Source organism: Gluconobacter aidae (assembly GCF_009547075.1).
Taxonomy (GTDB): Bacteria; Pseudomonadota; Alphaproteobacteria; order Acetobacterales; family Acetobacteraceae; genus Gluconobacter; species Gluconobacter aidae.
In genome coordinates this window covers 1-23,953 of record NZ_WIPH01000012.1, presented here as the reverse complement: position 1 = coordinate 23,953, position 23,953 = coordinate 1, and the positions used below count along the sequence as shown (strand labels likewise).

At 59.5% G+C, this 23,953-nt stretch carries 26 protein-coding genes; 3 read left to right on the top strand and 23 right to left on the bottom strand.

Annotated elements, in window-relative coordinates; all coding sequences use genetic code 11:
* Positions 1–38: 38 nt before the first annotated feature.
* The 18 genes from GFJ39_RS14205 to GFJ39_RS14195 form a co-directional block, all read right to left on the bottom strand.
* Entirely contained in the window at positions 39–233 is a 195-nt protein-coding gene (locus GFJ39_RS14205) for a hypothetical protein (protein ID WP_228391835.1), read from the bottom strand.
* 162 nt (positions 234–395) lie between these two features.
* Positions 396–1,019, bottom strand: coding sequence for a baseplate assembly protein (locus GFJ39_RS07175; protein WP_153430689.1), 624 nt, complete (start codon positions 1,017–1,019; stop codon positions 396–398).
* Entirely contained in the window at positions 1,016–2,077 is a 1,062-nt protein-coding gene (locus GFJ39_RS07170; RefSeq protein ID WP_153430688.1) for a hypothetical protein, read from the bottom strand. Before GFJ39_RS07170 ends, GFJ39_RS07175 begins: the two co-directional genes overlap by 4 nt.
* Positions 2,074–2,286, bottom strand: coding sequence for a hypothetical protein (locus GFJ39_RS07165; protein ID WP_024717029.1), 213 nt, complete (start codon positions 2,284–2,286; stop codon positions 2,074–2,076). The genes GFJ39_RS07170 and GFJ39_RS07165 overlap by 4 nt, the downstream gene beginning before the upstream one ends.
* Positions 2,287–2,290: 4 nt before the next feature.
* Entirely contained in the window at positions 2,291–3,205 is a 915-nt protein-coding gene (locus tag GFJ39_RS07160) for a hypothetical protein (protein WP_153430687.1), read from the bottom strand.
* A gap of 1,143 nt (positions 3,206–4,348) precedes the next feature.
* Positions 4,349–4,774 (bottom strand): hypothetical protein, encoded by a 426-nt coding sequence (locus GFJ39_RS07155; RefSeq protein ID WP_011252772.1) that lies wholly within the window; start codon positions 4,772–4,774, stop codon positions 4,349–4,351.
* Positions 4,775–6,262: a phage tail protein gene (locus GFJ39_RS07150; protein WP_153430735.1), complete on the bottom strand. Its 1,488-nt coding sequence runs from the start codon at positions 6,260–6,262 to the stop codon at positions 4,775–4,777.
* 95 nt (positions 6,263–6,357) lie between these two features.
* Entirely contained in the window at positions 6,358–7,341 is a 984-nt protein-coding gene (locus GFJ39_RS07145; RefSeq protein WP_153430686.1) for a hypothetical protein, read from the bottom strand.
* Between the two features lie 12 nt (positions 7,342–7,353).
* The gene (locus GFJ39_RS07140; RefSeq protein ID WP_325062862.1) at positions 7,354–7,953 is read right to left on the bottom strand and encodes a hypothetical protein; all 600 of its coding nucleotides are present in this window, start codon (positions 7,951–7,953) and stop codon (positions 7,354–7,356) included.
* A 10-nt stretch (positions 7,954–7,963) separates the two neighbouring features.
* Positions 7,964–8,365, bottom strand: coding sequence for a hypothetical protein (locus GFJ39_RS07135; RefSeq protein WP_153430685.1), 402 nt, complete (start codon positions 8,363–8,365; stop codon positions 7,964–7,966).
* A gap of 54 nt (positions 8,366–8,419) precedes the next feature.
* Positions 8,420–9,799, bottom strand: a complete 1,380-nt coding sequence (locus tag GFJ39_RS07130; RefSeq protein WP_153430684.1) for a DUF4043 domain-containing protein — start codon at positions 9,797–9,799, stop codon at positions 8,420–8,422.
* A 70-nt stretch (positions 9,800–9,869) separates the two neighbouring features.
* Positions 9,870–10,367 carry a phage scaffolding protein gene (locus tag GFJ39_RS07125; RefSeq protein WP_228391834.1) on the bottom strand — a complete coding sequence of 166 codons (498 nt, stop codon included), beginning with the start codon at positions 10,365–10,367 and terminating at the stop codon, positions 9,870–9,872.
* A gap of 14 nt (positions 10,368–10,381) precedes the next feature.
* On the bottom strand, positions 10,382–11,800 hold the full coding sequence (locus tag GFJ39_RS07120; RefSeq protein WP_153430683.1) for a phage portal protein: 1,419 nt from the start codon (positions 11,798–11,800) through the stop codon (positions 10,382–10,384).
* Positions 11,801–11,846: 46 nt separating this feature from the next.
* A complete protein-coding gene (locus tag GFJ39_RS07115) occupies positions 11,847–13,160 on the bottom strand; it encodes a phage terminase large subunit (RefSeq protein ID WP_194285314.1) in 1,314 nt (437 codons plus the stop codon).
* Positions 13,144–13,512: a hypothetical protein gene (locus GFJ39_RS07110; RefSeq protein ID WP_325062861.1), complete on the bottom strand. Its 369-nt coding sequence runs from the start codon at positions 13,510–13,512 to the stop codon at positions 13,144–13,146. The genes GFJ39_RS07115 and GFJ39_RS07110 overlap by 17 nt, the downstream gene beginning before the upstream one ends.
* Positions 13,513–13,638: 126 nt before the next feature.
* Entirely contained in the window at positions 13,639–13,839 is a 201-nt protein-coding gene (locus GFJ39_RS14200) for a hypothetical protein (protein WP_228391833.1), read from the bottom strand.
* 339 nt (positions 13,840–14,178) lie between these two features.
* Positions 14,179–14,742, bottom strand: coding sequence for a hypothetical protein (locus GFJ39_RS07100; protein ID WP_153430680.1), 564 nt, complete (start codon positions 14,740–14,742; stop codon positions 14,179–14,181).
* A complete protein-coding gene (locus GFJ39_RS14195; protein WP_228391832.1) occupies positions 14,742–14,909 on the bottom strand; it encodes a hypothetical protein in 168 nt (55 codons plus the stop codon). Before GFJ39_RS14195 ends, GFJ39_RS07100 begins: the two co-directional genes overlap by 1 nt.
* A gap of 334 nt (positions 14,910–15,243) precedes the next feature.
* Between GFJ39_RS14195 and GFJ39_RS07090 the strand changes: the two genes are divergently transcribed.
* A complete protein-coding gene (locus tag GFJ39_RS07090) occupies positions 15,244–15,552 on the top strand; it encodes a helix-turn-helix domain-containing protein (protein WP_233736017.1) in 309 nt (102 codons plus the stop codon).
* A gap of 564 nt (positions 15,553–16,116) precedes the next feature.
* On the opposite strand, the gene GFJ39_RS07085 is transcribed toward GFJ39_RS07090, so the two are convergent.
* Genes GFJ39_RS07085 through accD form a run of 3 tightly spaced genes read right to left on the bottom strand, consistent with a single transcriptional unit; the run spans position 16,117 to position 19,868 of the window.
* Positions 16,117–17,631 carry a replicative DNA helicase gene (locus GFJ39_RS07085; RefSeq protein WP_153430678.1) on the bottom strand — a complete coding sequence of 505 codons (1,515 nt, stop codon included), beginning with the start codon at positions 17,629–17,631 and terminating at the stop codon, positions 16,117–16,119.
* A gap of 45 nt (positions 17,632–17,676) precedes the next feature.
* Positions 17,677–18,999, bottom strand: coding sequence for a bifunctional folylpolyglutamate synthase/dihydrofolate synthase (locus tag GFJ39_RS07080; RefSeq protein WP_153430677.1), 1,323 nt, complete (start codon positions 18,997–18,999; stop codon positions 17,677–17,679).
* Complete coding sequence (gene accD / locus GFJ39_RS07075) at positions 18,999–19,868, bottom strand: acetyl-CoA carboxylase, carboxyltransferase subunit beta (RefSeq protein WP_011252757.1); 870 nt, start codon at positions 19,866–19,868, stop codon at positions 18,999–19,001. The genes GFJ39_RS07080 and accD overlap by 1 nt, the downstream gene beginning before the upstream one ends.
* A 270-nt stretch (positions 19,869–20,138) precedes the next feature.
* Here accD and GFJ39_RS07070 point away from each other — a divergent pair, with 270 nt between their 5' ends.
* On the top strand, positions 20,139–20,705 hold the full coding sequence (locus GFJ39_RS07070; protein WP_153430676.1) for an HdeD family acid-resistance protein: 567 nt from the start codon (positions 20,139–20,141) through the stop codon (positions 20,703–20,705).
* A 43-nt stretch (positions 20,706–20,748) separates the two neighbouring features.
* Here the strand turns inward: GFJ39_RS07070 and trpA are convergent, their stop codons facing one another.
* Both trpA and trpB read right to left on the bottom strand, forming a co-directional pair.
* Positions 20,749–21,561 carry a tryptophan synthase subunit alpha gene (gene trpA, locus GFJ39_RS07065; RefSeq protein ID WP_325062860.1) on the bottom strand — a complete coding sequence of 271 codons (813 nt, stop codon included), beginning with the start codon at positions 21,559–21,561 and terminating at the stop codon, positions 20,749–20,751.
* Positions 21,558–22,796 carry a tryptophan synthase subunit beta gene (gene trpB / locus GFJ39_RS07060; RefSeq protein ID WP_153430675.1) on the bottom strand — a complete coding sequence of 413 codons (1,239 nt, stop codon included), beginning with the start codon at positions 22,794–22,796 and terminating at the stop codon, positions 21,558–21,560. Before trpB ends, trpA begins: the two co-directional genes overlap by 4 nt.
* Before the next feature lie 180 nt (positions 22,797–22,976).
* Between trpB and GFJ39_RS07055 the strand changes: the two genes are divergently transcribed.
* Positions 22,977–23,953: magnesium transporter CorA family protein (locus GFJ39_RS07055; RefSeq protein ID WP_041111624.1), on the top strand; the 977-nt coding region annotated here is incomplete at its 3' end.

Here is a 23,953-nt window from a genome sequence, read left to right as displayed (position 1 = left end):
CTCTTGGAGCGGTTCAATACTGTGCCGCTCTCATCATTTCAGTAGGAAAAAGACAGGCTCTGCTGCTGACCGGATGCCGCATCGACATAGAACACGTCGCATTTACACACACCGGTGCCCTCATCCGTCACAGTCACTGTCACGGCCTGCGATGAATCCACCCCGGCATCGGCCTGAACCTGCGCCCGGATGACAGATTCCATCGCTTCCGCTGCAACGACCTGACCGACCATGAGTAGGCAGCCCCACCCCGTAATCCAGCTGCCAGATATAATCCCCGGAAACGGTCAGCAAACGCCTCAACAGACTCTGCCTCGTCAACTCCGTGCCAGAGACCGTCTGAAGCGTGCCGGAGTTCAGAACCAGATCGTTCCCGAAAACATGTGAAAGAGCGATCATCCAAGCGGTCCTTCCGTCTTCTGACTTCCCAGCAAATGAACATGCCCATTCAGCGAATGCTGATCCGTACGCACATCTCCCCCCGAAACCGTCAACCCGGCAGATGTCAGGGTCATGCTTGTCCCACCAACAGAAAAACTGATGCCACCGTCCTTCAAAACAATCCGTGAATTTCCCGCACCCGCCGCCACACCACCAGACCCGACATGCAGCCAGCCCGCTTCCGAAGACGTCGCCCCGGAAGCGCCTGACGAGGAAAGTGGCGGACGACCACATCCCCCTTTGACAAGCAGTTCGCCAGGCTGCGCAACGGCTCCGGTCAGAGGAGACACAGGCGCCATCACCACCGTGTCAAACACACACCCCGTCACAACAAGATGCTCTCCGTCCCCCTCAACAGGCTGAAGAACAACATGCGTACCTGGAGAAGACGGACACGCAATCCGCAAATCTCCCGCATGCACCCCGCCAGCATCCGGAATCCAGCCCGTTTCCACGTTTTCAGGCTGGATCCGTACCTTTACGGCATGATTGACAGGATCGACGGCTGAGACGATTCCAAACATCGTATGCGCCGTCCTGCCTTGAAGGGCAGCGGCATCAAAACGGGCATCACTCATGTCCCACCTCCGCGATCCCTCAGAACAACCTGCTGCACAAATCCCTGCTCCACGGAAAACCGGGAGATCACCTGATCAATCCCCAGGGTCTTTTCCCCATTTCCCGTCACGACAGTCATGTAGTTTCTTGGCGCAATACCCAACACACCCGGAATCCTGATCCGCACAGACAACGCATGCGCAGCAATGCGTGCATGCTTGCCACGCGCCAGCCTTTGCAACTCGTCCAGCCGCCGTCCGGGAACACGAAAGGTATGGATACTGGCGTTTCCCGACGGGACTTCCTGAGAAAATGAAACGCCATCATAATAAATCTGCGTCGTACTTCTCTGACGTGAATCCCACGATGCCATGTGCACAACCACACCGGACAGAAGCTGCAGATCCCGCGCAACACTGGTTTCAAGAACCGCGTTCCGCATGTCTGTCACCTGCACACCCGTATCGGAAGACGAGCCCAGTGGCTGGCAGACAAGAGATGTTCCACTGCCGTAAAGGTCGCAAAAAGAATCCCGGGCAATCGTGAACGCAAGATCCGCCGCCGTCTGAAAACGGTGCTGCCCCATGAGAGCACCGCGCTTATGCTCGATCTGCCAGAACTGACCCGCCATAAGCGTAGCCTGATCAGAGGGGAGCGCAATCGCCGCATCCAGCCCCGCAGCCTGCGCCATGATTTCCAGCAATTCCTGCTGGGTATGGTTAAGCCACGCATCCTGAATCCGCAGATCCATCAGAGCCGCCAGCGCATCCCGGCATTCCACTTCCAGAACGGCATGCTCGGCCGCATATTCAATATGGTCGATCCGGCCCTCAAACAGCGTAGTCCACGAAGACGAAACGCTCTGCTTATCCCGCATCTGGAGGATCACCCACTTCCGGGCGGGTTGCTCCGTTTCAAACCACAAAGCCTGCTGCGCTGGGTTCCTGACGGCAAAACGCAGCGATGCGACATCACAGGCTTCATACCGGTTCGCATCAATCTCGAACCGCAGAAGCGCCAGAACCGGATCAACCTGCCCATCAAAAAGAACCTGGACTTCCAGGTTTCTGACGCTCATTCCAACACCCCGTCAGGCAAACCCGATACCAGATCACTCTCGACCGCCGGCACCTTCAGCACGACAGTTTCGGAAATCCATCCCAGATCCGGATCCGTCATCCCGTTGACCTGCGCAATCCTCCACCATTGAGAAGCATTCCCAAGCTCACGCGCGGCCACATGAAACAGCGAAATATCCGCAGCACTGACAATAATATCCTGCATCATGTCCTCATGCGAAAACGGACGGCAGAGACGTCGATTGCCCCTGCGCCACAGCAATATTCGCCGCAGAGCGATTCACCAGACTGCCCGCATCGGCCGCAGCGCTCAGAAGCGCCGCGTTCTGTCCCAAAGCATTCAGTGAAACACTGTTGACCGGCTGAATGGCTTCAACATTCTGCCCGGCTCCGGTCAGAATGGACTGCAACCCACTTCCCGCATTTTCCAGCCCCCCGGCAACAGAGGTCAGCGCGGAAGGCACCGTAGCGAGATTCATACCACTCTGCGCCACGCCGTTGACCGTCCCCAGAGCATCCGTCACCTTCGAGGCAAACCCCCCGGTACCAACAAGCGTCGCCAGTGGCATGACCTGTCCGACAACCGAAGACACCTGCCCCACCGCCGTAAAAACCCCTTCGGAAACATCCGAAACAACGCTGGAAAAACTGTCGAGAGCACTCCCGACATCATCTCCAAGAACTCCGGACAAGGTCCCGGAAGTCTGTACAACCGTCGTTTCCTGTGGTCGCTCAAGAACCAGCGTATAGGAGCAAACAGCACCTTTTGCCTGATAGACATAATGGAACTGGGCAATCCAGACCTGGACAGAGAGACCCGCAGCCGAAAAAGCAACCTGCTGACCTGCCATCCGCATGCGTTCAACGGCCTGCGCCCGCATCTGCGCATCCGGACCAAGAAACCGCCCTTTCAGTTCCAGACGCCCCGGATCGTTGCCCAGCGCATCAACAACACGCCCGCCCCCCGGAAGACGATGCACAACCAGCATCTGCCGACCGCCAACCTGAAGCGTATCGGGAACTTCAATTCCCGTCAGAACCAGATTTCCCAGTATGACAGGAGATGATGACCCCAGCCGTCCTACGGCACCAATGGCATTTTCGATGTCGGAAAGACCAGTACCCATCGGGGAACACCTCCTCTGTCAGAAAAATCCGATACTTCGGCCCGGATACTGAGGCTGCATGATTTCATCCACCCCCCCGCCAGAACGCCGCGCGGCCAGACGGGACCTGCGATTACCGAACGAGAAATCATCACGCCTCATCTCGTGACCCGCATCACCACTCACAGTGTTCCTGTCGTGATAATTCCGGAGCGCCGGAAAGGCTGGAAGCGCGTCATGTTCCCGTCCGGCTCCTTCAGACGATGGCGCATGCACGGTCTGTTTCCGAACTGACGGAATACAGGCCGAGCTTTCAGCCGCCAGTACTGCCCGGCGAACGACAGGAGACACGCCCGCCGCACCATACCTGATACGCCCGACAGGCAATGCACGCTCAATCATTCCCCCCCGATCGAGGAATGCCACTGCTCGCCCGACATCAGCAGCAGTCCGCTTCCGCGCCACCACAGCCCGCCCCGACTTTGCATCCAATCGCCCCCCCCGTTTCGGAAAAGCAGTCATCTCATGCACAGCCGCACGTATTCCCACTTTTTCTGCGACAATGGAAAAAGGCTTCAAAGGAAGCCCTGGTCGCAGGATCCGCACCACCCGCTGTTTTTCCCGCATGGGAAACAAAACCGAATGAAGTACTCCACCCGATTTGCGAGCAGGTGCAATGTCCTGAATACCCTCTCTTCTTTGAAAGCCGCCCCCCCGCACCGTACTCCCGGAAACCAGGAGCCCTCTGATGCGCGACGGCACGATCCCAACCTGTTGTTTCAGCCGTGGCACCGCCGCAATCGGAAACGACCGACGCGCCCACGCCAACCCTCTGGAAGAAGCTGTGAAAAACGTCCTGACCGAGAGAAGAGACCGCCAGATGTGCTCCCGCATCATATCTCTCCCCGATAACCCATCATATCCCAGTCAAAACAGTGCCCTTCCCGCTCTCCGGTAATGACACACGCGGCCAGACGCCGCGCTCTCGACCATCCTCGCAAAACATCCCATGGCACCCCGTGATCCAGCAGATACAGCATCTCCTGGAACCCGGAGTGCCGGCTCAGTTTTTTGCGACGTCCCGCAGATCCTCATCCGCATCACGCTCGAAAAGCGGCGTCAGACGCCGGCTATCGGACAGAACAACTTCCTGCGGAAAATCACTCACGAAATTTTCGTCCTCGTAGAAGCAAAAAACTGAACTGTCTGATGGATCATGTGGTCCGCCTGCCAGGGATCACTCTTCAGCTGCATGGAGACATTGCTGAACTCCCAGGTACTGGTCGTCCCATCCGGTTCGGTCACGTACTGATAGATCGTCCCGCTGCCGACCGTCCCGGCATTCCAGTAAGCAGCCTCAACAGCCGCCACCAGATTATCCAGTGCCGCATTGGCGCGGGCAATCTGGAATGCCCCCCGCCAGCCATTGGGAACATTGAACTCCAGCGGCACCCCGTTCAGCGGATTTGCACGCAGGGCCTGCGTTTCCTGGGCCGCACTGAAGGACGTGACGTCCCGCAGATCCACCCGCTGACCATTCCACAGAACCGTAATCCGGCAATCCCGGCCAATGCTGTATGGATTTGCCATTTAGCCGACACTCCCCGATGCAGACGACACGGTGACAGACGCACCACCCTGCAGATTGACGATGAATTTCTCGTTGATGCCCTGATAGCGAACCGCCACATCCGCCTGCACATAGCCCAGCGCCGTGCGGGACTGCGGGTTGTTGCTCGAATCACAGACCACACTGTAAGGCAGTTCACCATTCTGAACGCCCAGAATCCCCTGCGATAGCAGCGACGACAGAAAACCCAGAAGCGTCGAACGGATATCGCTGAACAGCGTGTCGTTGATCACCTCGCCGACATAAGCGCCCATGCCACCCGCAAGCGAAGACGCAATATAGTTCGTCAGGCGCGTATAATTGTCGCCATTCATGGTGCTCTTGCTGGACGCATTATGCCCACAGCGCACCGCCCAGTAAGTGCCACCCGGCGCCGGATTGCAGATCACATCAATTCCGGCCGTAAACAGCACTGACAGTTCAGCCGTGGAATAGGTCGCACTACTGCCCGTCAGACCCGCCTTCTGGCTCCCCACGATTCCCGACAGCGCCTTGTTCAGACTGGACTGCTCCGGCGAAAGAGCGGCCAGCCTGCCACCTGCGAATGCCTGCGGGCTGACCAGCATCATGCCGTTGGCATCATCATTCCACCACAGCCAGTCACCGAACATCAGCTTGACCGACGCCGCATCCAGCCCACTCGCCGCCTTGACCGAAATGGCATTCGTCACCGTATCGGAAGCCGGCCCGACAGCGATCATATAGACCCCTTCGGACGTCCCGAAAGCCGCCTGAGCCGTATAGGACGTACTATCCGTCACACCATGCAGTAGCGCCACCGCACAGCCCTGCCCGCGCAGCGCATACATACCGGTCCGCACCGTGCTGTCCTGCCCGATGAACTGAGCCGTCGTCGGCACCCCGCCATCCGTACCTCCCGAAAGCGTAACATTCGCAGCAGCCACAGCCGGAACCGTCTCCGGAAGCACAACCTTCACCAGCGCATTCAGATCCTGCGCCACTGCCGCCATAATGGCTGACCAGTCCGCTCCCGCATAGGTCGTAGCCCCCAGATCCGCATGCGTGACCGCAAGCGCAAATCCGGAACCCGTAGCCGTCACGGCCGCCACGATGCCATTACCCACGCTACCCGTATGAACAGCCTGGATCGTCACACCATCCAGCATGCCGGATGCCGCCACATCCGTCCCGTCCGTCACCCGGACGACAACAAAAGACGACGCTTCCTGCATCACAGCGATATTGACCGCCAGACCCGCATCCGTCGTCTTGTTCTGCTTGCCGCCGAACGCCGCGATATAGTCGCTCATGCTCCCGATCGGCAGCGGCATTCCCACCGGCCCCCAGCCGGCAGTGCCCACGATACCCAGTTGCGAAGACGACGCCCCCGCCAGGGCCAGCGTCTGCGGCTGGGCGATCTGCACATAAAGATTTGGCACGGTCAGTGCCGTGGTATTCAGCGTTCCCGCCTGATAGACCAGAGACATCCCCGGATCGCTCTCCAAAATGCAGAAAGCGGGCGCTCCCACGGAAGCAACCCGCTTTCCTGATGAAATTTCAGCGCTTTGCCTGAGCTTCTGCGTCAGGCAGCAGCGACAACTGTCCCAAACCGATCAACCCCCAGCCCCGGATAGGCCGTAGCAGCAGCCTGCGCCGCCACCACCGCCTGCATGGCGTCCAGAGCCGCCGTTACCGTCTGGTTCGCTCCCCCGGGAGCCAACTCCCCGAAAGACATCGCTACCCCGCCATCTCCAGACAGGTTCCCGATGCCACACAGCATTTCGGGCGCCCACTGCACCTGAAGGGTGTCAAACACCAGCTCATAGAAATAATCCCGCCGATACAACGCCTCGTTCTGCATCGTGTCGACATCTTCCACGCTCTGGAACCGGAGTTGAGCCTCCCGCCCGTCCAGAGTACTGATCCAGTTCTGCTCCGCCAGCGCCGCATCCAACACGGAAGCCAGTGTCTCCCGCGCCGTCGCATCCGCCGTCCAGATCGAAACCCGATAAAGCTGCGCCTGCCGCCGCGTCACCCGGACCGACTGCCCATACCCAACGGCGTTACCGTTCAGAACCCGCCCCGGCACACTGACGACAGCCCCATTCGCCACACCATCCGTCAACGCCGCCGCCAGAGCCGCCGCAACCGTCGCAGGCGTATCCTGCGCAGTCACCGCATAGGCCGCAGAAGGAGATCCCCCATGCGGCATGTCATCCAGCCAGACCGCCACCACACCCGCAGGCGTGGATGTTCCGGAAAAGACGATCTCAACCGTCCCATCCGTAACCACAACCCCAACCGTAGGAACAGCCTTCTGTTGCACCCGCCAGGGCCGTCCAAGAGGTTCCGCCCATTCCGGCATTTTCCGGGGCGCCATGGTGATGGTGACAAAGTCGATGTCGTTACGGATATTCTGTGCCGCAAAAAGATCGCTCGGCAACAGCCACCCCCGCCGCAGCACCACCTGCCGCCCCGTCACCGAAGCTCCAGACAGACCCTCCGGATAAAGGATCTGCACACAGTTATAGGCCAACGCCAGCCCGACCCTGGAGGCATCCGTCATTCTTATCCTCCCTCAGACCTGCTGAAGCGACATGGTACACCGGATCCCGAAGCCGGAAGTTTCCACCGCATTAACCGTATAAGTCGTACCCAGATCGGTCGCGACCGTCATGTAAGGCGTCAGCACCACCCCGGGCAGAAGCGGAAGATACATCACGAACTGTCCCGGACGCGTCGCTCCGGGAATCCCACTGCCCGAAGACTCCCCTTTCGCCCGCATGATAACGGCCGCCGGACAGTCCGAGACCAGCGTCTCCACCGTTCCCGTAACCCCACTGACCGTCACGGTCCGGCTACACACCACACATAAAGGCGGCCTCAGAGGCTCCACGGACGCGACAAAATAGGTCCGACCGCTCGCAGCGAGAATATCGGCAACCTGCGTATCATCCCGCCGATCCGTCAGAACATATTCCGTCGGAATCCCCCATCCGATCGGACGCTCGAACGAAAATCCGGCATCCACATCGAAAGCCAGCATGGGCTGCGCATAAAGCACATCCATCGGCGTCAGACCGCCCGAAGGACGATACTGTTCCCCCAAAGCCCCCAGAACGGCCGCCGCCTTCGCATACCCTCTGGAGAGCCGGGCTGCGATCATTGCCTGCTGCACACAGCCCTCCTCAAACCACGATCGCCCGGCCGTCCTGCAATTCCAGCCCGCCAGCCACCCCCAGAAACGCACACAGACGCCTCCGCCACAGCATGAACAGCATCACCCGGTCCTGAACTTCCCGGCCATTGTGATACCATCCCGCCGCCCGCGTCGTATCCAGATTGTCCGACGACGCCGTAATCGCATTTTCCAGCGGATAAAGCTGCGCCAGATAAAGCCGGATCTGCTGAAGCTCCGCCCCGGACAGACAGTTCATCCGCCATTCCAGCGCCCCTTCCACCTGAAAGAAACGCCAGGATTCCTGATTGCCTTCCCGCGATCCAATGGCGGGATAACCACAGAACCGACGGATATCCATTTTCTCTCCTTCCGAAAGAATATCCGTCGATAAACCAACCGTTCCGGACATGTCATTCTCCCCGCAAGAGAGGCCCCTGCCTTACAGACAGGGACCGGAAAAACCTCAGAACGTCAGACCAAGCGCATCCGTGCCAAGGCTCTCGATCACGACACCCCGCTTGAGATAGCTGTTCGTGGCCGTCGGAATGACAGTCATGTCCGCCGTCACGTCCGTCGGCAGCGCAAAACCACCAATCCAGTACCAGGACTGCGCAATGATCTGACGCAGACGATCCAGCGGCTCACGCGTCACCATCGCCACGCTGTCCACCATTTCGATCAGTGCCCGCTCGGCATCCGGAATATCGGAATGACCCGTCAGCGCACAGTCACCTTCGATCAGCGCCCCCTGCCCCAGCAGAAGCGCACGATGAATGGAACCCGCTCCAAGCGACGCCTGCTGCGGCGCTTCCGTCGTCGGGATAAACCGCACACCCAGAAGCTCAATAACCTGACCGGAACGATACTCTTCCGAACCATATGCACCACGGTACAGATGCTTGAAATCCGGATCACGGAAGAGCGACAGAAGCTGCAGATCATCCAGATAACAGTGATACGCACCATTAATCATCGGCACGTTATTGCGCCGCAACGTCGCCACACCGGCCAGAACCTGCTGGATGCCCAGCGTATCCGCCAGACCGTTCGCACTCGCCGTCTGCAACGCCGCAGTCGTCAGACGACCATTCGGACGGATCACCATCGGCGCCGTGGACGCCACAACGGCCTGACCTTCCGTCCCATCCGCAACCGACACGGAAGCCGAGAACGTCATCTGCCCCGAAACACCACCCGGCGCCGTGGACACATTCGTCGCATCCGCCGTCACGCTGACGAGTGTGTAAACATCTCCGCCCACCGTCACGGTCATACCATTGGTCGCGCTGATCGGCGTCACCTGACCATTCACGATCACGGACTGGAAACCACGAATATCGTCCACAGCAATGGTGTCGCCAGCACTCCCCAGCGTCGCCGTCACACGCGTATTGCCACCCAGGTAACCGCCAACACCATTCTGCGCACCACCAAACAGCGTATTGCGCGCCAGACGGTCCAGCGACTGCATGGCCTGCACACCATTGGTGTTGGCATTGGCCAGAAACTGCGACGCAATCCCCACACCACTGGTAACCATATTCAGATCGATCGTATCGCCATACTGGTTGATGGACAGCGTATACTGCTCGACCGACCAGCCGGACGGACTCAGACCGTTATCAAAATTGGTATTGCCCGTCGGGTTCAGCGGTGTCGTCACCGGAGCCTTGAGGCTCTTACGGGTTTTCGTCAGCGTTTCACCGATGGCATTCGGGAACACTTCACGATCGGCAACCTGGCGGAAACCCAGACGGGATTTCAAGCCATTCTCAAACTCGCGCGCCAGAAAACCCTGCTGAATGGCGGCCTGAAGCTGAACAGGAAAATTATCAATGCTCATGTGTTTTTTCCGTAAATGTGTTGTCTGAACCCGGCCTGTCATCAGACCCGGTCAAATATCGTCCCGGGCCTCAGCCCTGGGCCAGAAACTGCCATTTGCGCGCTTCATAATCCGCCTCGCTGACGGCGCGCGCATTGAACGGTTCGATCCCGCCCGGGCGCGGCGCTGCCTGCCCGACAGTGGTTCCGCTCGAATATCCAGGCCGCAGCACCTCGCCAAACAGATAGGCCCGTTCCTGACGGGCCTGCTGCAAAGCCTCGGCCACACCGACCACGGAACCATCCTCACCCCGATTGATCCCTTCCAGATCAATCAGCCGCACGACATCATCAGGATTATGCGCGCCATTGCGGATCGCCTCCGCCCGAAGCGCCGCCACAATCACTTCCCGGTCACTGTCCTGCCGCATCCGGGCCAGCGCTTCCTCATGACTGCGCTGAAGCGTCTCCTGCCGCGTCACAACATCCGTCATTTCCTGACGAACCGCCTCAACTTCGCTCCGCGCTTCATTCAGCGCCCGACGCAGAGCCTCCACATCCTCAATGGTGTCATCAGTTCCGGACATCATTCCCCCGTCAACACTCATGTTTGTTCAGAAGCACACCACTGCTCCAGCATTTTCCATTCCGTATTCGGATCAGAATTTCCCGATGCCATCGCAAACATCCGAACCGCCGTCTCACGGCTCAGAATTCCATTGGAAACAGCCGTCACCAGACCCTGCGTCAGCGACAGCAATTCCGGATCAGTAGACGGAAACCACGCCGGCCACCGCAGACTCATGCGACAGTACGGCAGGTCCTTGACCAGCGTTCCCCCGATCCGCAGCCCGTTTTCCAGAACACAGGAAAACCGGCACGCCATCCGGTAAATCGAGAGCAATGCCCCCTCGCCGTAGGAATGCCGCAGACGATCCACCAGCCAGATCAACGGCTGACACATCATCTCCATGGCCTTGCCCGACTGCGCACCACCAACCCGGTCACCATGCGCACGGTTTCCGTGAAGCTGCTCCAACACCACCAGCCGCAGTTCCCGATAATGATCGAGCACCGCACCCGCAGCATTTCCGTTGATCTCCAGAAGCTTCGCATCTCCCTCAGGCGGAAGCGTCAGCGCCGAAGCCGCGCCGCCCTGATGCGCCACACCGTCAGAAAACCCACCCGTCTTCAGAACCAGCGTCGGATCGGACCCGTATTTGAGTCCCCGCCCGGCCTGAGACAGCAGATAATCCGCCTCGATGACCGTATCGATGGCCCGCTCAAACGTGCACTCGCCTTCCGGATCACGCCCACAAGGCCCACCCAGATTGCGCGTCCACACGATCGGAACAAACCCCAGCCCATGCCGCACAGACCGGCTTTCATCCCGGACGCCTCCGTCCATCCCTACAAGCCAGGGTACGGAAACCGCACAATCCAGAGGCGTCCAGATCCGCTGCCACCAGAACTGCGCCCCCAGAAGCTCATCCGCAATCGGATAACCCTGCGCCGCCAGATCCCGCCCCCGGACCAGAAACCGCTCCTCAACCCGAAGCAGTTCTCCCGTCGCATCATCCCAGAACGGCGTCAGATACGCCGTCTCCAGGACCGAGAGTTTCGGAACCCCGCCCGAGACTTCGAACAGGATCGCAACCGATCCAACGGACCCCAACCGTGCCGCCTCCATCAGCAGAGACGCCAGTCTGGTCTGCGAGGCAAACGTGCTCATGACATGCGCCACACGCACATCATCCGTCACCAGACCGGGCCAGTGCGTGTCTCCGAAGAGGAGCGAAACTGCCTCATCCACAACCGTCCGGCACAGATTCGTGCGAACAGAAGGGCGTCGGCTGGACAGCGGGATATATTCCCCCGCCCCCGACTTCTCCATCGAAAACGGATGCGGCAGCGCATCATACTGCGTCCCGTCCAGAACACGCTTGAGCGCCAGCAGCCGCGCTGTCCGCGCGGACGCACCCGCAGGAACAGCATAACGCTGTTGCAGGGACAACCAGTCCATGTGTTCTCCATTGTTTCAGGCTACTCGCCGACCTGAAAAGATCGGCTCAGCGCGCCAGCGAAAATCCAGACGGACTCCAGCCCGTCATGCCACCGCTTCCGGCAAGCATCAGTTCACTCAGCCCCCAGACCATCGCATCCGCCCGGTCCGGAGACCGTGGTCCGCGATAGCCGCTGACCGAGAAATGACAAAGTTGATCCTCCAAAGCCGTAAACCGGCCATGATGCACAACCCTGCCAACCTCATAGAGCGCCGCAACCGGCTCGGCACGCGCCGCCTTCCCCCGCGCCGCCGTCACCAGCTTGACGGAAGCATGCGCCCGCACACTCCGGATCGTGCCCTCTACCAGAGCCCCGCCGAAGTTCCGCTCCGCAACAATGCGTTCAGCACCCCATTCATCAAATGCCCGCAGGGCCCTGGCAGCCCAGCCCGCCGGACTATCCCTGGCAGACAGATCTTCCAGAACATGCCCCACACCAGCCGCATCAATGCCACAGACCACAATCCCGATTTCATCGGACCGGTAGTCCTCCGGTCCCGCAGCCCCCGAAGGATCAACAGACACCAGAATACGCCGCATACGGGCCGCCACATCCGCCCGGCCCTGCGACGTAACCGCCGCCTCACGCCGAAACATCTCCAGCCGCCACAGCGCGCCTTCAACAACCGATTGATATTCACCATAAAGAAACCGCCGCTTTTCCCGCTCAGGAAGCGCTTCAAGGCTGGCGAGATAATCCTCGCTCAGATTATCCCGGTTGGCCTGCGGATTGAGGATCATCGTCGCATACAACGACCTGTCCGCTAACGGTTCCCCCGCCTTCGGCTCGATCCCGCTTTCGAAAAGCGCATAAAGCCAGTGTCCCATGCTCGGCGGATTGGCATCGATATATTCCTTCACCGCCAGACCGGTTTTCTGGGCCAGACGCGTCAGAAGCATGTTCCGCGCGCCATAACTGATCTGACTGGCCTCGTTCAGATAAACCGTCGCAAACTCCAGACCCAGGATCTTCTCGGTCCGCTGCTCGTCATCCAGCCCCCCGAAAAAGATCGTCGATCCATTCGGAAACGTCACAACACAGTCCTGCCGGTCCAGCTTCCACCCGACCTGCGGAAAACACATCCGCATGACCTTCGGAAACGTGTCCCGCAGAACCGACGCCTTCAGCGCCGTCAGCCGATGGCGAAAAATGCCATGCCGACTGTCCGGTGCCTTCAGCGCCCGGATCACAACGGCCCGAAGCAGAACAAAGGTCTTCCCCGACCGCGACCCACCCCTCAAAAGAATATGCCGCGCCGGCCCACCCAGCAGCCGCACCGCCTCACGCTGCGAATCATTCAGCCTAAAGGGCGCTGTCATCACGGCTGATGCTGATCGAAATCATGCCCGACCGCCCCTCGGATTCCATACCCGCCCTGAAACGGGACGGACGATGCGCCCGCAGCAGAAACGCCATCAACCCGTCGCTGTACCGTTTGCGAACGATCGGATTGCCCGTATCCGGATCGCAGACAACTCGCCCCGCATAGGTAACGGGTTCGTCATATCCCTCCACGGCACGTCGACGCGCTTCCGCTTCAAGAGCATCCGCAGCCTCTTCCAGAGCCTCCTCCCACCGGACGGAAAATTCCTTGTCCGTATCTTTCCAGTGATATAACGTACCGCGCCGGACTTCAGCGACACGACCGGCTTCAGAAATATTTCCACTCACAGACAGATGTTCGAGAAATCTCTTCTTCCGTTCCCAAGACTGTTCCCGTCGCAAAGAACACTTACCAGATACGTCTTCATCCATCTGCTTCAACCTTTTTCCCCAGATCGCCCTGAGAACCAACCATCAGACGGCGCTCAGCGAAGCCTCCCTGCGGCTCATCATCATGCCCCCTTCGAGCCAGACCGCCCGAACCGGCTTGTGCCGGGGCCGATCCCTCGGACCTGCCACCTTTCGCGCCAGGGTTTCCACATTGCGCTGTGTCTGTTCCCGCCCGGCCCGTAGCGCCACACGGGAGAGGGTTTCCGACGCGATCCGTCCAATCACCCGGACGGAAAGAACCGACCGCGGACAAGGAATGGACCTGCACCGGACATCCAGCCGGGAAAGACCCGCATCCACCAGTTCGTGCCATTCCAGAACGACATCCGCCCGATGAACCGGCTCTCCCTCATAAACGAGAGGACACCCAACAAATGAACCTGCATTTTTCTGAAGAACAATGAATGTCTGCCTACCAGACAACACAACGCTACCAGAAGAAATTTCACACTTTTCCATAAATTAGGAAACTTCCAAAATAAAAACCGACCCTCTTTCGAAAGGTCGGCTTCAGATTTTCATGTCACAATTCTTCAGTGTGTGTCTTTTGTATCAAAATTGCGTTCAGATATCAAGTGATAATTTATCGTTAACTGGATTTTTCCTGTTTTTCTTTTTAGACAGCGTTTCATAAACATGCGCCAACTGCTCCAGAAGCAGCGCGCACTGAGCCGACACCTTCATCCGCGCACGCCCTTCCGACAGAGCCGGATAAAGATGCCGCGCCATGGCCGAAAACGACATCTCCCGCGCCAGGAGCATCTCAAGACGAACATGCGCACACAACCCCAGCATGTCACGAATTTGCGTAATCCGCGCAGAACACTGCCCGCGTCCCATCATCCAGGTGTGAATGTCTCCCCGCTCCCTGACACGACCATCAGAAGGCGGATTCTCCACCACACCCAGAGAGGCAAAAACATATTCGCGATACCACCGATCCGCAGCAGCCAGCTCATCGTCCCCGATATCGCCGGCGTCATACATGGACTGAACCGCGTTCACGACCCGAAACGTATTTCCAACCTCACGGATCTTCGAATGACGGTACCGCTCCCCAGTCGGCCTGACCACGCCATCAGGCCGTCGCGCAGCAGCGACCGGTATTTCCCGCACCATCTCGAACATCAGTTGATCTCCAGTCCGGCTTCACGGCCACCCATCGGCTGCAATCCTGGAAAGACCGGCACCAGATCCGCACCCCACAGCGCATTCCAGCTCACAGGATGACCCGCTGGCAACGCCTCGGACGTCTCCCGGTCCGTTACTGTCCGCACACATGAAGCCAACGCCACAGGTGTTTTCCTGGCAGAACGTCTCCGCCCCTTGCGTGCATTTCCCTACTCAGGTAGCCAACCATCGGACGCCAGCATGGCGGCGAGAGCACTTGCGGACACCCGCCGGGGTGCGGAACCTGACTTGACCTGCCTCATCTCAACATCCTTCACCAGTATAGAACCGTTACCAAATTTGGCAAAATGCCACAATGTGTGATAAAAAAAACTTCTTCTGGATTTGGCATAAAGCCATTGCTAAAAAGGCCTTATGGCCAAACACAAGCGCCCGGACTCTCTGACCGTACTCCAACGAGCCATCGGAACTCGCATTTCCTGGGCTCGTGAACTCGTCATGCCCAATCAGAGCGAATGCGCCCGCCTGCTGGGCGTTGACGCCTCGACCCTCAACAAAATCGAACGCGGTGACCGTGCGCCAAGCGTCTTCCTCATTGCGGCACTGTCGAACCGCCTGCGCGTCTCGACAGATTTTCTTCTGAAAGGCGTCCTGAACGGTCGTACCGACGAAGAACTGGCCTTGCGACTGGCTGCCCTGCACCCAGAACTGGTGCTCCAGCGGCAAGACATGGCTCCGAGCACGGACAGAAACACACCTTCCGACACACCTGATCCGCCCAAGAGACCAGATGAGGAGATCCATTAGTGACTGTTTCACTGGTTTCCATACGCATTCAGGCGCTCCCCATTCGATACGACACGATAAGTTCGCCTCATCGATGGAAATGAACAAATCAGAAACATTACCGGCCATCAGAGCGTCTGAATTCATTGACCGGTTCCCTTCCTTCCCCGTTGATCGCCACCATGACAACCACCGATTAACGATAAATTAATGGCACTGTGCCATTGGGTCAAGGAACAAATATGGCTTTGAGCCATTAAGACAGGTTTTGGCCACCACCCATTTTCCGAATTGCAGCCACAACCCGGCGCAGCGGACAGACATCTTCAACCGCATTGTGCAGAGAAATCACGCTGAAGAGTTTCATATTACAGCTTTTTTCTAACCGTATCTTGTAATGGAATCTGTACCCTTTAAGTACCAATTCCATTATCGAGACATTCCATGTCAGCCCATACGGACGCATTTGCAAAAAAAATCCCCACGATTTTTTCACAATCAGAACCGCCGGACGACTCTATCCTTCAGACAGAATCGCCTGAGAGGCATACGCATCATTCAAAATACTCGCCCTGTCCCGCAGAGCTACTCGTGAATGACGTCCAGATCTCCGAACCGGGTATATTCCCCTTCGAAATACAGCTGGATCATTCCAGTAGGGCCATGCCGCTGCTTCTCAAGAATCAGTTCTGCCTTGTTGTGCACCAGAGCCATCTTGCGCTGCCACTCTTCTGTCGCAACCTGGAACTTGTCATTGCTGTCGTAGGCACTGTCCTTGGGCTGACGCTGCTGCAGGTAATATTCGTCGCGATAAACGAACATGACCGCATCCGCATCCTGCTCGATCGAACCCGATTCGCGCAGATCCGACAGCATCGGCCGCTTGTCCTCACGCGATTCGACCTGACGTGAGAGCTGGGACAGCGCAATCACAGGCACGGAAAGCTCTTTCGCAATCGCCTTGAGCCCCTGCGTAATCATCGAGATTTCCAGAACACGACTGTCAGGCTTCGTCCCGATAGCCGGCCGCATCAGTTGCAGATAATCCACCACCACCAGGCTCAGCCCCTGCGTCCGCGCCAGACGACGGCATCGCGTCCGCATGGCAGACAGGGAAATTGCCGGCGTATCGTCGATATAGAGCGGCAGTCGCTGAAGTTCGCGCGCCACCCGGACAAACCGGTCAAATTCCTTCTGCCCGATATCACCACGACGGATCTTCTCACCCGAAACTTCAGCTTCACCCGAAAGAATACGGGTCGCCAGCTGCTCGGATGACATTTCCAGCGAAAAAATCGCAACCGATCCCTTGGGCTTCTCCCCGCTATCCTCGGCATCCCGCAGGATCGAGCGTGCCGCCGAAAACGCGATTTTGGTCGCCAGCGCCGTCTTGCCCATCGCAGGACGCCCGGCAAGGATGATCAGATCGGAAGGATGCAAACCACCCGTCCGCTTGTCGAAGTCCCGCAGACCCGACGTCAGACCGACCACGTCGCCAGTGCGCTGATAGGCCTTGGTCGCAACACTGACAGCTTCCGTCAGCGCCTTGGTAAACGAGACAAACCCGCCTTCCTGGCCCCGCTCCGTCGCCAGCTTGAACAACGCTTCTTCAGACGCCGCAATCTGATCAGAACCATCCAGATCAGGCCGCGCCCCAAAGGCGTTGTTGACAACCGTCTCACCAATATCGATCAGCTGCCGGCGCACCCAGGCATCATGGATCACCCGCCCATAATCACCCGCATTGACGATACCCACCATCGCCGTCAGCAGCTTCGCCAGATAGGCCGGCCCACCCGCTGCATCCAGAACACCGGTATGCTCGAATTCCGCCCGCATGGTCACGGGATCGGCCAGCTGCCCCCGTTCGATCCGCCGGGCAATGGCCTCGTAGATCCGTCCATTGAGAGGATCGGAAAAATGAGCCGGCTCCAGAAAGTCTGAAACCCGCTCATACGCCTTGTTGTTCGTCAGAATAGCGCCCAGAAGCGCCTGCTCGGCCGCCGTGCTGGACGGCGGACTGCGCCTCAGCAGGACACCCAGATCTCCGTCGTTCGAGGAGGCATCAGAGACGGTCGGAGAAGAATCCGATTCGATCATGTTCACGCTGTCCTTCTACCATCCTGCATCGCGACCAGAAACGGATTACCGCGCGACCCAGCCATCCTCCGCCAGAACCACACCCGCCAGATAAAGACTGCCACAGATCAGTACGCGCGCAGGCGCACCCCCTTCAGCGACCAGACGCTCCAGAGCCTCCCTGACAGTCGGACCGGCAATCGCCCGTCCACCCGAAGCCGCAATGATCTCTTCGACCGGCATCGCCAGATGCTGCCCCGGCTCAGCCACCGCCTGGACCGACGCCGCACGTTCAACAATCGGTTTCAGAAACCCTGACGCATCCTTGGTCTGCTTCACACCCGCGATCACATGAACAGGCCGGTCCTTCCAGCCATCCAGAACCGTTCCCAGCATCTGCCCGGCATCTGGATTATGCCCCCCATCCAGATAGAGTTCCCATCCGGCAGGAAGCATCTGCGCCAGCGTGCCATCCAGTTTCTGCAACCGCGCAGGCCAGAAGGTTCTGGAAATACCCTGATAAGCCGAAACCGGCAGACCCAACCCCGAAACCCGCAAGGCAGCCACAGCCAGCGCCGCATTTCCGGCCTGATGCCGCCCTTTCAGAGCCGGCACCGGCAGCGAGAGCACGCCATCCGCATCCCGATATTCCAGACCATCAGCGTGTTCGGTAAATACAACATCCTCTCCGATCACCCAAAGCGGCGCATCCAGCTCTGCGGCCCGGCGACGAATGACATCCAGCGCCTCCGGTACCTGAGCCGCCGAAACGACCGGCACACCTACCTTGATGATCCCGGCCTTCTCCCCGGCAATGGCCGCGACGGTACTACCCAGAAACGCCTCATGATCCAGACTGACCGGCGTTATCACGCAGGCCGCAGGCTTCGGCACAACATTGGTTGCATCCAGCCGCCCCCCCAACCCGACTTCCAGAACCACAAGATCAGCCGGAACCTGCGAAAACAGCAGAAATCCTGCCGCCGTCAGAACCTCGAAAACCGTAATCGGAGCGCCTGCATTGACCTGCTCGACCTTTTCGAGCGCCGCAACCAGAACATCCTCGTCCACAAGCCGCCCCGCCAGCCGGAAGCGCTCGGTCACGCTCACCAGATGCGGACTGCTCATGACATGAACGCGCAGACCACCTGCCTCGGCAATGGCCCGCAGATTGGCGCAGGTGCTGCCCTTGCCGTTCGTCCCCGCCACATGAATGACCGGCGGCAGATGACGCTCGGGATTGCCCAGCTTCGCCAGAAGCGCCTCAAGCCGCCCCAGCGAAAGATCAATCAGCGCCGGATAAAGCTCCTGCAACCGCGCAAGAACGGCACCCGGCCGTCCCTGATATTCGCCGGACAGCCGAACCGGCGCCCCACGCTCCACGGTCATCAGGCCGCCGCGTCGGAAACGGTTTTCTGGCGCATCATGATGCCCAGAATCCGCCCCAGAAGTTCCGGAAGTTCGGAGCGCTTGGCCACGATATCGACCATGCCATGCTCACGCAGATACTCCGAACGCTGGAAACCTTCCGGCAGCTTCTCGCGAACGGTATCCTGAATGACACGCGGCCCAGCAAACGCGATCAGCGCATTGGGCTCGGCGATATGAACGTCCCCCAGCATCGCAAAAGACGCCGAAACACCACCCGTCGTCGGGTTCGTAAACACGACAACATAAGGCAGACCCGCTTCCTGAAGCATCTGCACGCCGATCGTCGTCCGCGGCATCTGCATCAGGCTGACAACACCTTCCTGCATCCGCGCGCCACCCGAAGCCGTATAGACCACCAGCGGCGCCTTCTGCAGAACAGCCAGACGGCAGGCGGCCACGAAAGCCTCGCCCAGCGCAGCGCCCATCGTCCCCAGCAGGAACTCGGGCGCCATGACGGCCACAACAGCCTTCTGCCCCTTGATCATGCCATGGGCAACGACCAGTGCCTCATCGAGATGCGACTTGTGCCGCGCATCCTTCAGACGGTCCGTATAACGCTTGGAATCCTTGAACCCCAGCGGATCGACCGGCATCTTCGGCAGTTCGATGGTGGTGTATTCCCCCCCATCAAACGTCCAGCCCAGACGCTCCTTCGCCGTCGCCCGCATGTGATGCCCACAATGCGGACAGACCTTCTCGGACCGCTCCAGCTCCTTGGTGAGCATCATCTGCCCGCAGGATTCGCAGTTGGTCCACAGATTGTCCGGCACGTCCCGCTGAAGCAGGCCACGCAGCTTGGGTCGGACGTAGTCGGTCATCCAGCTCATGTCGTCTCGTTACTTTCTGCCCGCCTTCAGGACAAAGGACGGAGTGGGGTTAAAGCCCGGCGAAGGGCTGCATTCTCTGGCGCGTTTTAACGCCCGGAGGCCAAATATGCCAGCCCAACCATCAGCGGGCCCGTCTTATCTCTCCCGCCCCCATCACAAAACATGCCATCTTCCCCGATACGACCCATCACAGCGGACGTCATGTCCGGAATCCAGCCCCTTTCCCTAAAAGGGCTGCCCGACAGACCACGTTCCTGAACGGAGAAGACCATGTCAGACAGTTTCAATACCCTCCGCTTCCCCAGCCCGCAGGGCCTCAAGCCCGGCTGGTTCATCGGTTTCGGAGCTTTCCTGATCATTCTCGGTATTCTGGCCGCCCTAGATGCCATCACCACCACCCTGACCAGCATGGTGATCCTTGGCGTCCTGATGATCATCGGTGGCGTCGCCCAGGTCATGCAGAGCTTCGCCCATCGCGGCCTGCCCGTCCCGAACCAGTGGCTCTCCGGACTGATCGGTGGCCTCTACATCCTTGGCGGTCTGCTCCTGATCGAAGAGCCCGCAACCGGCTCGATCTTCCTGACCGCCATCCTCGCAGGCTGCCTGATCTTCGCTGGCCTCGCCCGCACCTTCTGGGCCGGCGGCCACCGCAACAACAGAAGCTGGCTCGCCCTCGCCATCAGCGGACTCGTCACGCTGATCATCGGCATCATGCTCTATATGACGCTGCCCTGGTCCGGCCTGTGGCTGATCGGCATGTTCATCGCCGTGGAACTGCTGATGGCCGGCGTCGCAACCGTCCTCTTCGGGCTGTCCCTGCGCAACGACGGCGTCTGAGTATCCTGTTCCGGCAGGCACCAGCCTGCCGGAACATCACAAATCAGGCCCGAACAGCCGCCGCCAGCCCTTCAAGCTGCTTCAGAACCGCAGGTACGGTCCGCTCCGTCGCCTGACCATTGTCCAGCGTCGCCGCCATGGTCTTGATCAAAGCCGAAGCCACAACAGCCGCATCCCCGATCCGAGACGCCGCCCGCGCCTGCGCTGGCGTGGAAATCCCGAACCCGATGGCCACCGGCAGGCTGGTCGCCTCCCGGATCCGCGGCAGCGCCTTCTCCAGATCCGCCGCACTCGCACTGTTCGTCCCGGTAATCCCGGTAATGCTCACATAATAGACAAACCCGCTTGCCTCCCGCAGGACATGGAACAGACGGGAATTGGACGTCGTCGGCGCCACCAGCGAGATAATGTCGAGGCCCGCTTCCCGCGCATGCGCATCCAGCAGATCCGCCTCTTCAGTCGGCATATCGACGACGATGATCCCGTCCACACCCGCCTGAGCCGCATCAAAGCAGAACTCGGCCGGACCATAGCTGTCGATCGGGTTCAGATACCCCATCAGCACGATCGGCGTTTCATTGTCGGTCTCGCGGAACACCCGGACCATCTCCAGCACACGCCCCAGCGTCGCCCCGGCCTTGAGGCCACGAAGTGCTGCCGCCTGAATCGTCGGCCCATCCGCGGACGGATCGGAAAACGGCACCCCGATCTCGATCAGGTCCGCCCCCGCCGCCGGCATCGCCCGCAGAAGCTCCAGCGAAGTATCATAATCCGGGTCGCAGGCCTGAAGATACGGGATCAGCGCACCGCGCCCTTCCTTCTTCAGGGCCGCAAAACGTGTCTGGATACGGCTCACAGCTTCACTCCCAGATGATGCGCCACAGTAAAGATGTCCTTGTCCCCACGCCCGGAGACATTCAGGACAATGATCTGGTCCTTCGCCATCGTGGGCGCGATCTTCATGACATGCGCCAGCCCATGCGCGCATTCGAGCGCCGGGATAATGCCCTCCGTCCGCGTGCAGACCTGGAACGCCTCAAGCGCCTCCTCATCCGTCACCCCGACATATTCGGCCCGGCCGATATCATTCAGCCAGGAATGTTCCGGTCCGATCCCCGGATAATCCAGCCCCGCACTGATCGAATGCGCTTCTTCGATCTGCCCGTGCCTGTCCTGAAGCAGATAGGTCCGGTTGCCATGCAGCACACCCGGCCGACCACGGGAGATGGACGCCGCCGTCTTCCCGGAATCCAGCCCATGCCCCGCCGCCTCGACGCCGATCAGCTTAACGGACGCATCATCCAGGAACGGATGGAAAATCCCCATCGCATTCGACCCGCCCCCGATCGCCGCCACAATCACATCCGGCAGACGCCCTTCGGCCTGCATGATCTGCTCCTTGACCTCAACCCCGATGACGGACTGGAAATCACGAACCATCTCCGGATAAGGATGCGGCCCCGCGACCGTACCGACGAGGAAATACGTGTCCGCGACATTGGCCACCCAGTCCCGCATGGCCTCGTTCATCGCATCCTTGAGCGTCCCCGCCCCGGCCGTCACGGGCTTCACTTCCGCGCCCAGCAGATGCATGCGGAACACATTGGGCTTCTGCCGTTCAACGTCGGTCGCACCCATATAAATGGTGCATTTCAACCCGAAAAGCGCACAGACCGTCGCCGTCGCCACACCATGCTGCCCCGCGCCGGTCTCAGCCACAATCCGCGTCTTGCCCATCCGCCGGGCAACAAGAATCTGGCCCATGACATTGTTGAGCTTGTGCGAGCCGGTATGGTTCAGCTCTTCACGCTTGAAATAGACCTTCGCCCCGCCAAGCTCCTCCGTCAGATGCCGCGCGAACCATAGCGGGCTCGGACGGCCGACATAATCCTTCAGGTAATAATCCAGCTCCCTGCGGAACTCCGGATCGGCCTGCGCCGCACGATAGGCCTCATCCAGCTCAAGCAGCAGCGGCATCAGCGTTTCCGCGACGAAGCGGCCACCGAAAATCCCGAACCGCCCCCGGTCATCCGGACCGGAACGGAGGGAATTGGCCAAAGGAGGGGACAGGGGGGAAGATGTGTTCGTCATACCGCACTCGGCTCCACTTCAGGGCCCCAATGCGATACCAAGGGCAGCCCCCGCCGTCCATCCACCTCTCTGATTTCCGACGCCTCCTGAAACAATTCCGGGACAGGACCTTGCGATCCCGCGGCAGGCAGGACATGAGAGAGCCTCACAGCCATTTCATTTGTCCCAAGGATCTGCCTGATGTTCCTCGTGCGCCCCGCTGGCGTTCCGGCCCGGGAAATCGGACCGGATGTCGATATTTCCAAAGCGGTCTGGCTCGATCTCATCAATCCGACCACGGACGAAATCGACCGTGCTGAAAAGGCCCTTGGCACCCATATCCCGCGCCGGGAAGAACTTGAGGAAATCGAAAGCTCCTCCCGCCACCACGAAGAAGGTGGGGTCCTCTATCTTTCAACCCCCCTCGTCAGACGCGCGGAAGACACGGCATTTTCCCTGCCGATCGGCTTCGTCCTGACCGACAGACGCCTCATCACCGTCCGTTATGCCGACTATTATGGCTTCGACATCGTCGGTCGCCGTCAGGCCGAACGCGACCCCGCCAAAGGCGAACCCTCCGCCAACGAAATCCTCGTCGAGATCATCGAGGAAGTCATCAACCGTCTTGCAGACATCCTGGAAGGACTGGGTCGCGACCTCGACGCCATCTCCAAACGGGTCTTCAACACCGACCGCCCCCGTGATCCCGCCCGGGCCGGTGAGATGCTGCGTGAAACCCTGCGGCGCCTCGGCCATGGCGGCGATCTCGCTTCCATGACCCGCGACAGCCTGCTCGGCCTTGACCGGATCCTGATCTATATCGGCGACAGAACCGAAAAAGATCCCCAGGCCCTGAGAACCCGCATCAAGGTCGCAGGACGCGACATCGCCTCCCTCAACGACTTCGACGCCCAGACCGTCAACAAAGTCCAGTTCCTGCTCGACGCCACACTCGGCTTCATCAGCATCGAACAGAATGACGGCATGAAGGTCCTGACCGTCGTCAGCGCGATCGGCATCCTGCCGACCCTGATCGCCGGCATCTATGGCATGAACTTCCACAACATGCCCGAACTGTCATGGAAATACGGCTACCCCTACGGCCTGACCCTCATGGTCCTTTCGGTCGTCCTGCCGCTCTTCTGGTTCTGGCGCCGCGGCTGGTTCGGCGCCCGCTA

Coding starts and splice junctions, on each gene's coding strand:
- GFJ39_RS14205 (WP_228391835.1), bottom strand. CDS start 233: ATGGTCGGTCAGGTCGTTGCAGCGGAAGCGATGGAATCTGTCATCCGG.
- GFJ39_RS07175 (WP_153430689.1), bottom strand. CDS start 1,019: ATGAGTGATGCCCGTTTTGATGCCGCTGCCCTTCAAGGCAGGACGGCG.
- GFJ39_RS07170 (WP_153430688.1), bottom strand. CDS start 2,077: ATGAGCGTCAGAAACCTGGAAGTCCAGGTTCTTTTTGATGGGCAGGTT.
- GFJ39_RS07165 (WP_024717029.1), bottom strand. CDS start 2,286: ATGATGCAGGATATTATTGTCAGTGCTGCGGATATTTCGCTGTTTCAT.
- GFJ39_RS07160 (WP_153430687.1), bottom strand. CDS start 3,205: ATGGGTACTGGTCTTTCCGACATCGAAAATGCCATTGGTGCCGTAGGA.
- GFJ39_RS07155 (WP_011252772.1), bottom strand. CDS start 4,774: ATGGCAAATCCATACAGCATTGGCCGGGATTGCCGGATTACGGTTCTG.
- GFJ39_RS07150 (WP_153430735.1), bottom strand. CDS start 6,262: ATGTCTCTGGTCTATCAGGCGGGAACGCTGAATACCACGGCACTGACC.
- GFJ39_RS07145 (WP_153430686.1), bottom strand. CDS start 7,341: ATGACGGATGCCTCCAGGGTCGGGCTGGCGTTGGCCTATAACTGTGTG.
- GFJ39_RS07135 (WP_153430685.1), bottom strand. CDS start 8,365: ATGTCCGGAACGGTTGGTTTATCGACGGATATTCTTTCGGAAGGAGAG.
- GFJ39_RS07130 (WP_153430684.1), bottom strand. CDS start 9,799: ATGAGCATTGATAATTTTCCTGTTCAGCTTCAGGCCGCCATTCAGCAG.
- GFJ39_RS07125 (WP_228391834.1), bottom strand. CDS start 10,367: ATGATGTCCGGAACTGATGACACCATTGAGGATGTGGAGGCTCTGCGT.
- GFJ39_RS07120 (WP_153430683.1), bottom strand. CDS start 11,800: ATGGACTGGTTGTCCCTGCAACAGCGTTATGCTGTTCCTGCGGGTGCG.
- GFJ39_RS07115 (WP_194285314.1), bottom strand. CDS start 13,160: ATGACAGCGCCCTTTAGGCTGAATGATTCGCAGCGTGAGGCGGTGCGG.
- GFJ39_RS07100 (WP_153430680.1), bottom strand. CDS start 14,742: ATGTTCGAGATGGTGCGGGAAATACCGGTCGCTGCTGCGCGACGGCCT.
- GFJ39_RS07090 (WP_233736017.1), top strand. CDS start 15,244: ATGCCCAATCAGAGCGAATGCGCCCGCCTGCTGGGCGTTGACGCCTCG.
- GFJ39_RS07085 (WP_153430678.1), bottom strand. CDS start 17,631: ATGATCGAATCGGATTCTTCTCCGACCGTCTCTGATGCCTCCTCGAAC.
- GFJ39_RS07080 (WP_153430677.1), bottom strand. CDS start 18,999: ATGACCGTGGAGCGTGGGGCGCCGGTTCGGCTGTCCGGCGAATATCAG.
- accD (WP_011252757.1), bottom strand. CDS start 19,868: ATGAGCTGGATGACCGACTACGTCCGACCCAAGCTGCGTGGCCTGCTT.
- GFJ39_RS07070 (WP_153430676.1), top strand. CDS start 20,139: ATGTCAGACAGTTTCAATACCCTCCGCTTCCCCAGCCCGCAGGGCCTC.
- trpB (WP_153430675.1), bottom strand. CDS start 22,796: ATGACGAACACATCTTCCCCCCTGTCCCCTCCTTTGGCCAATTCCCTC.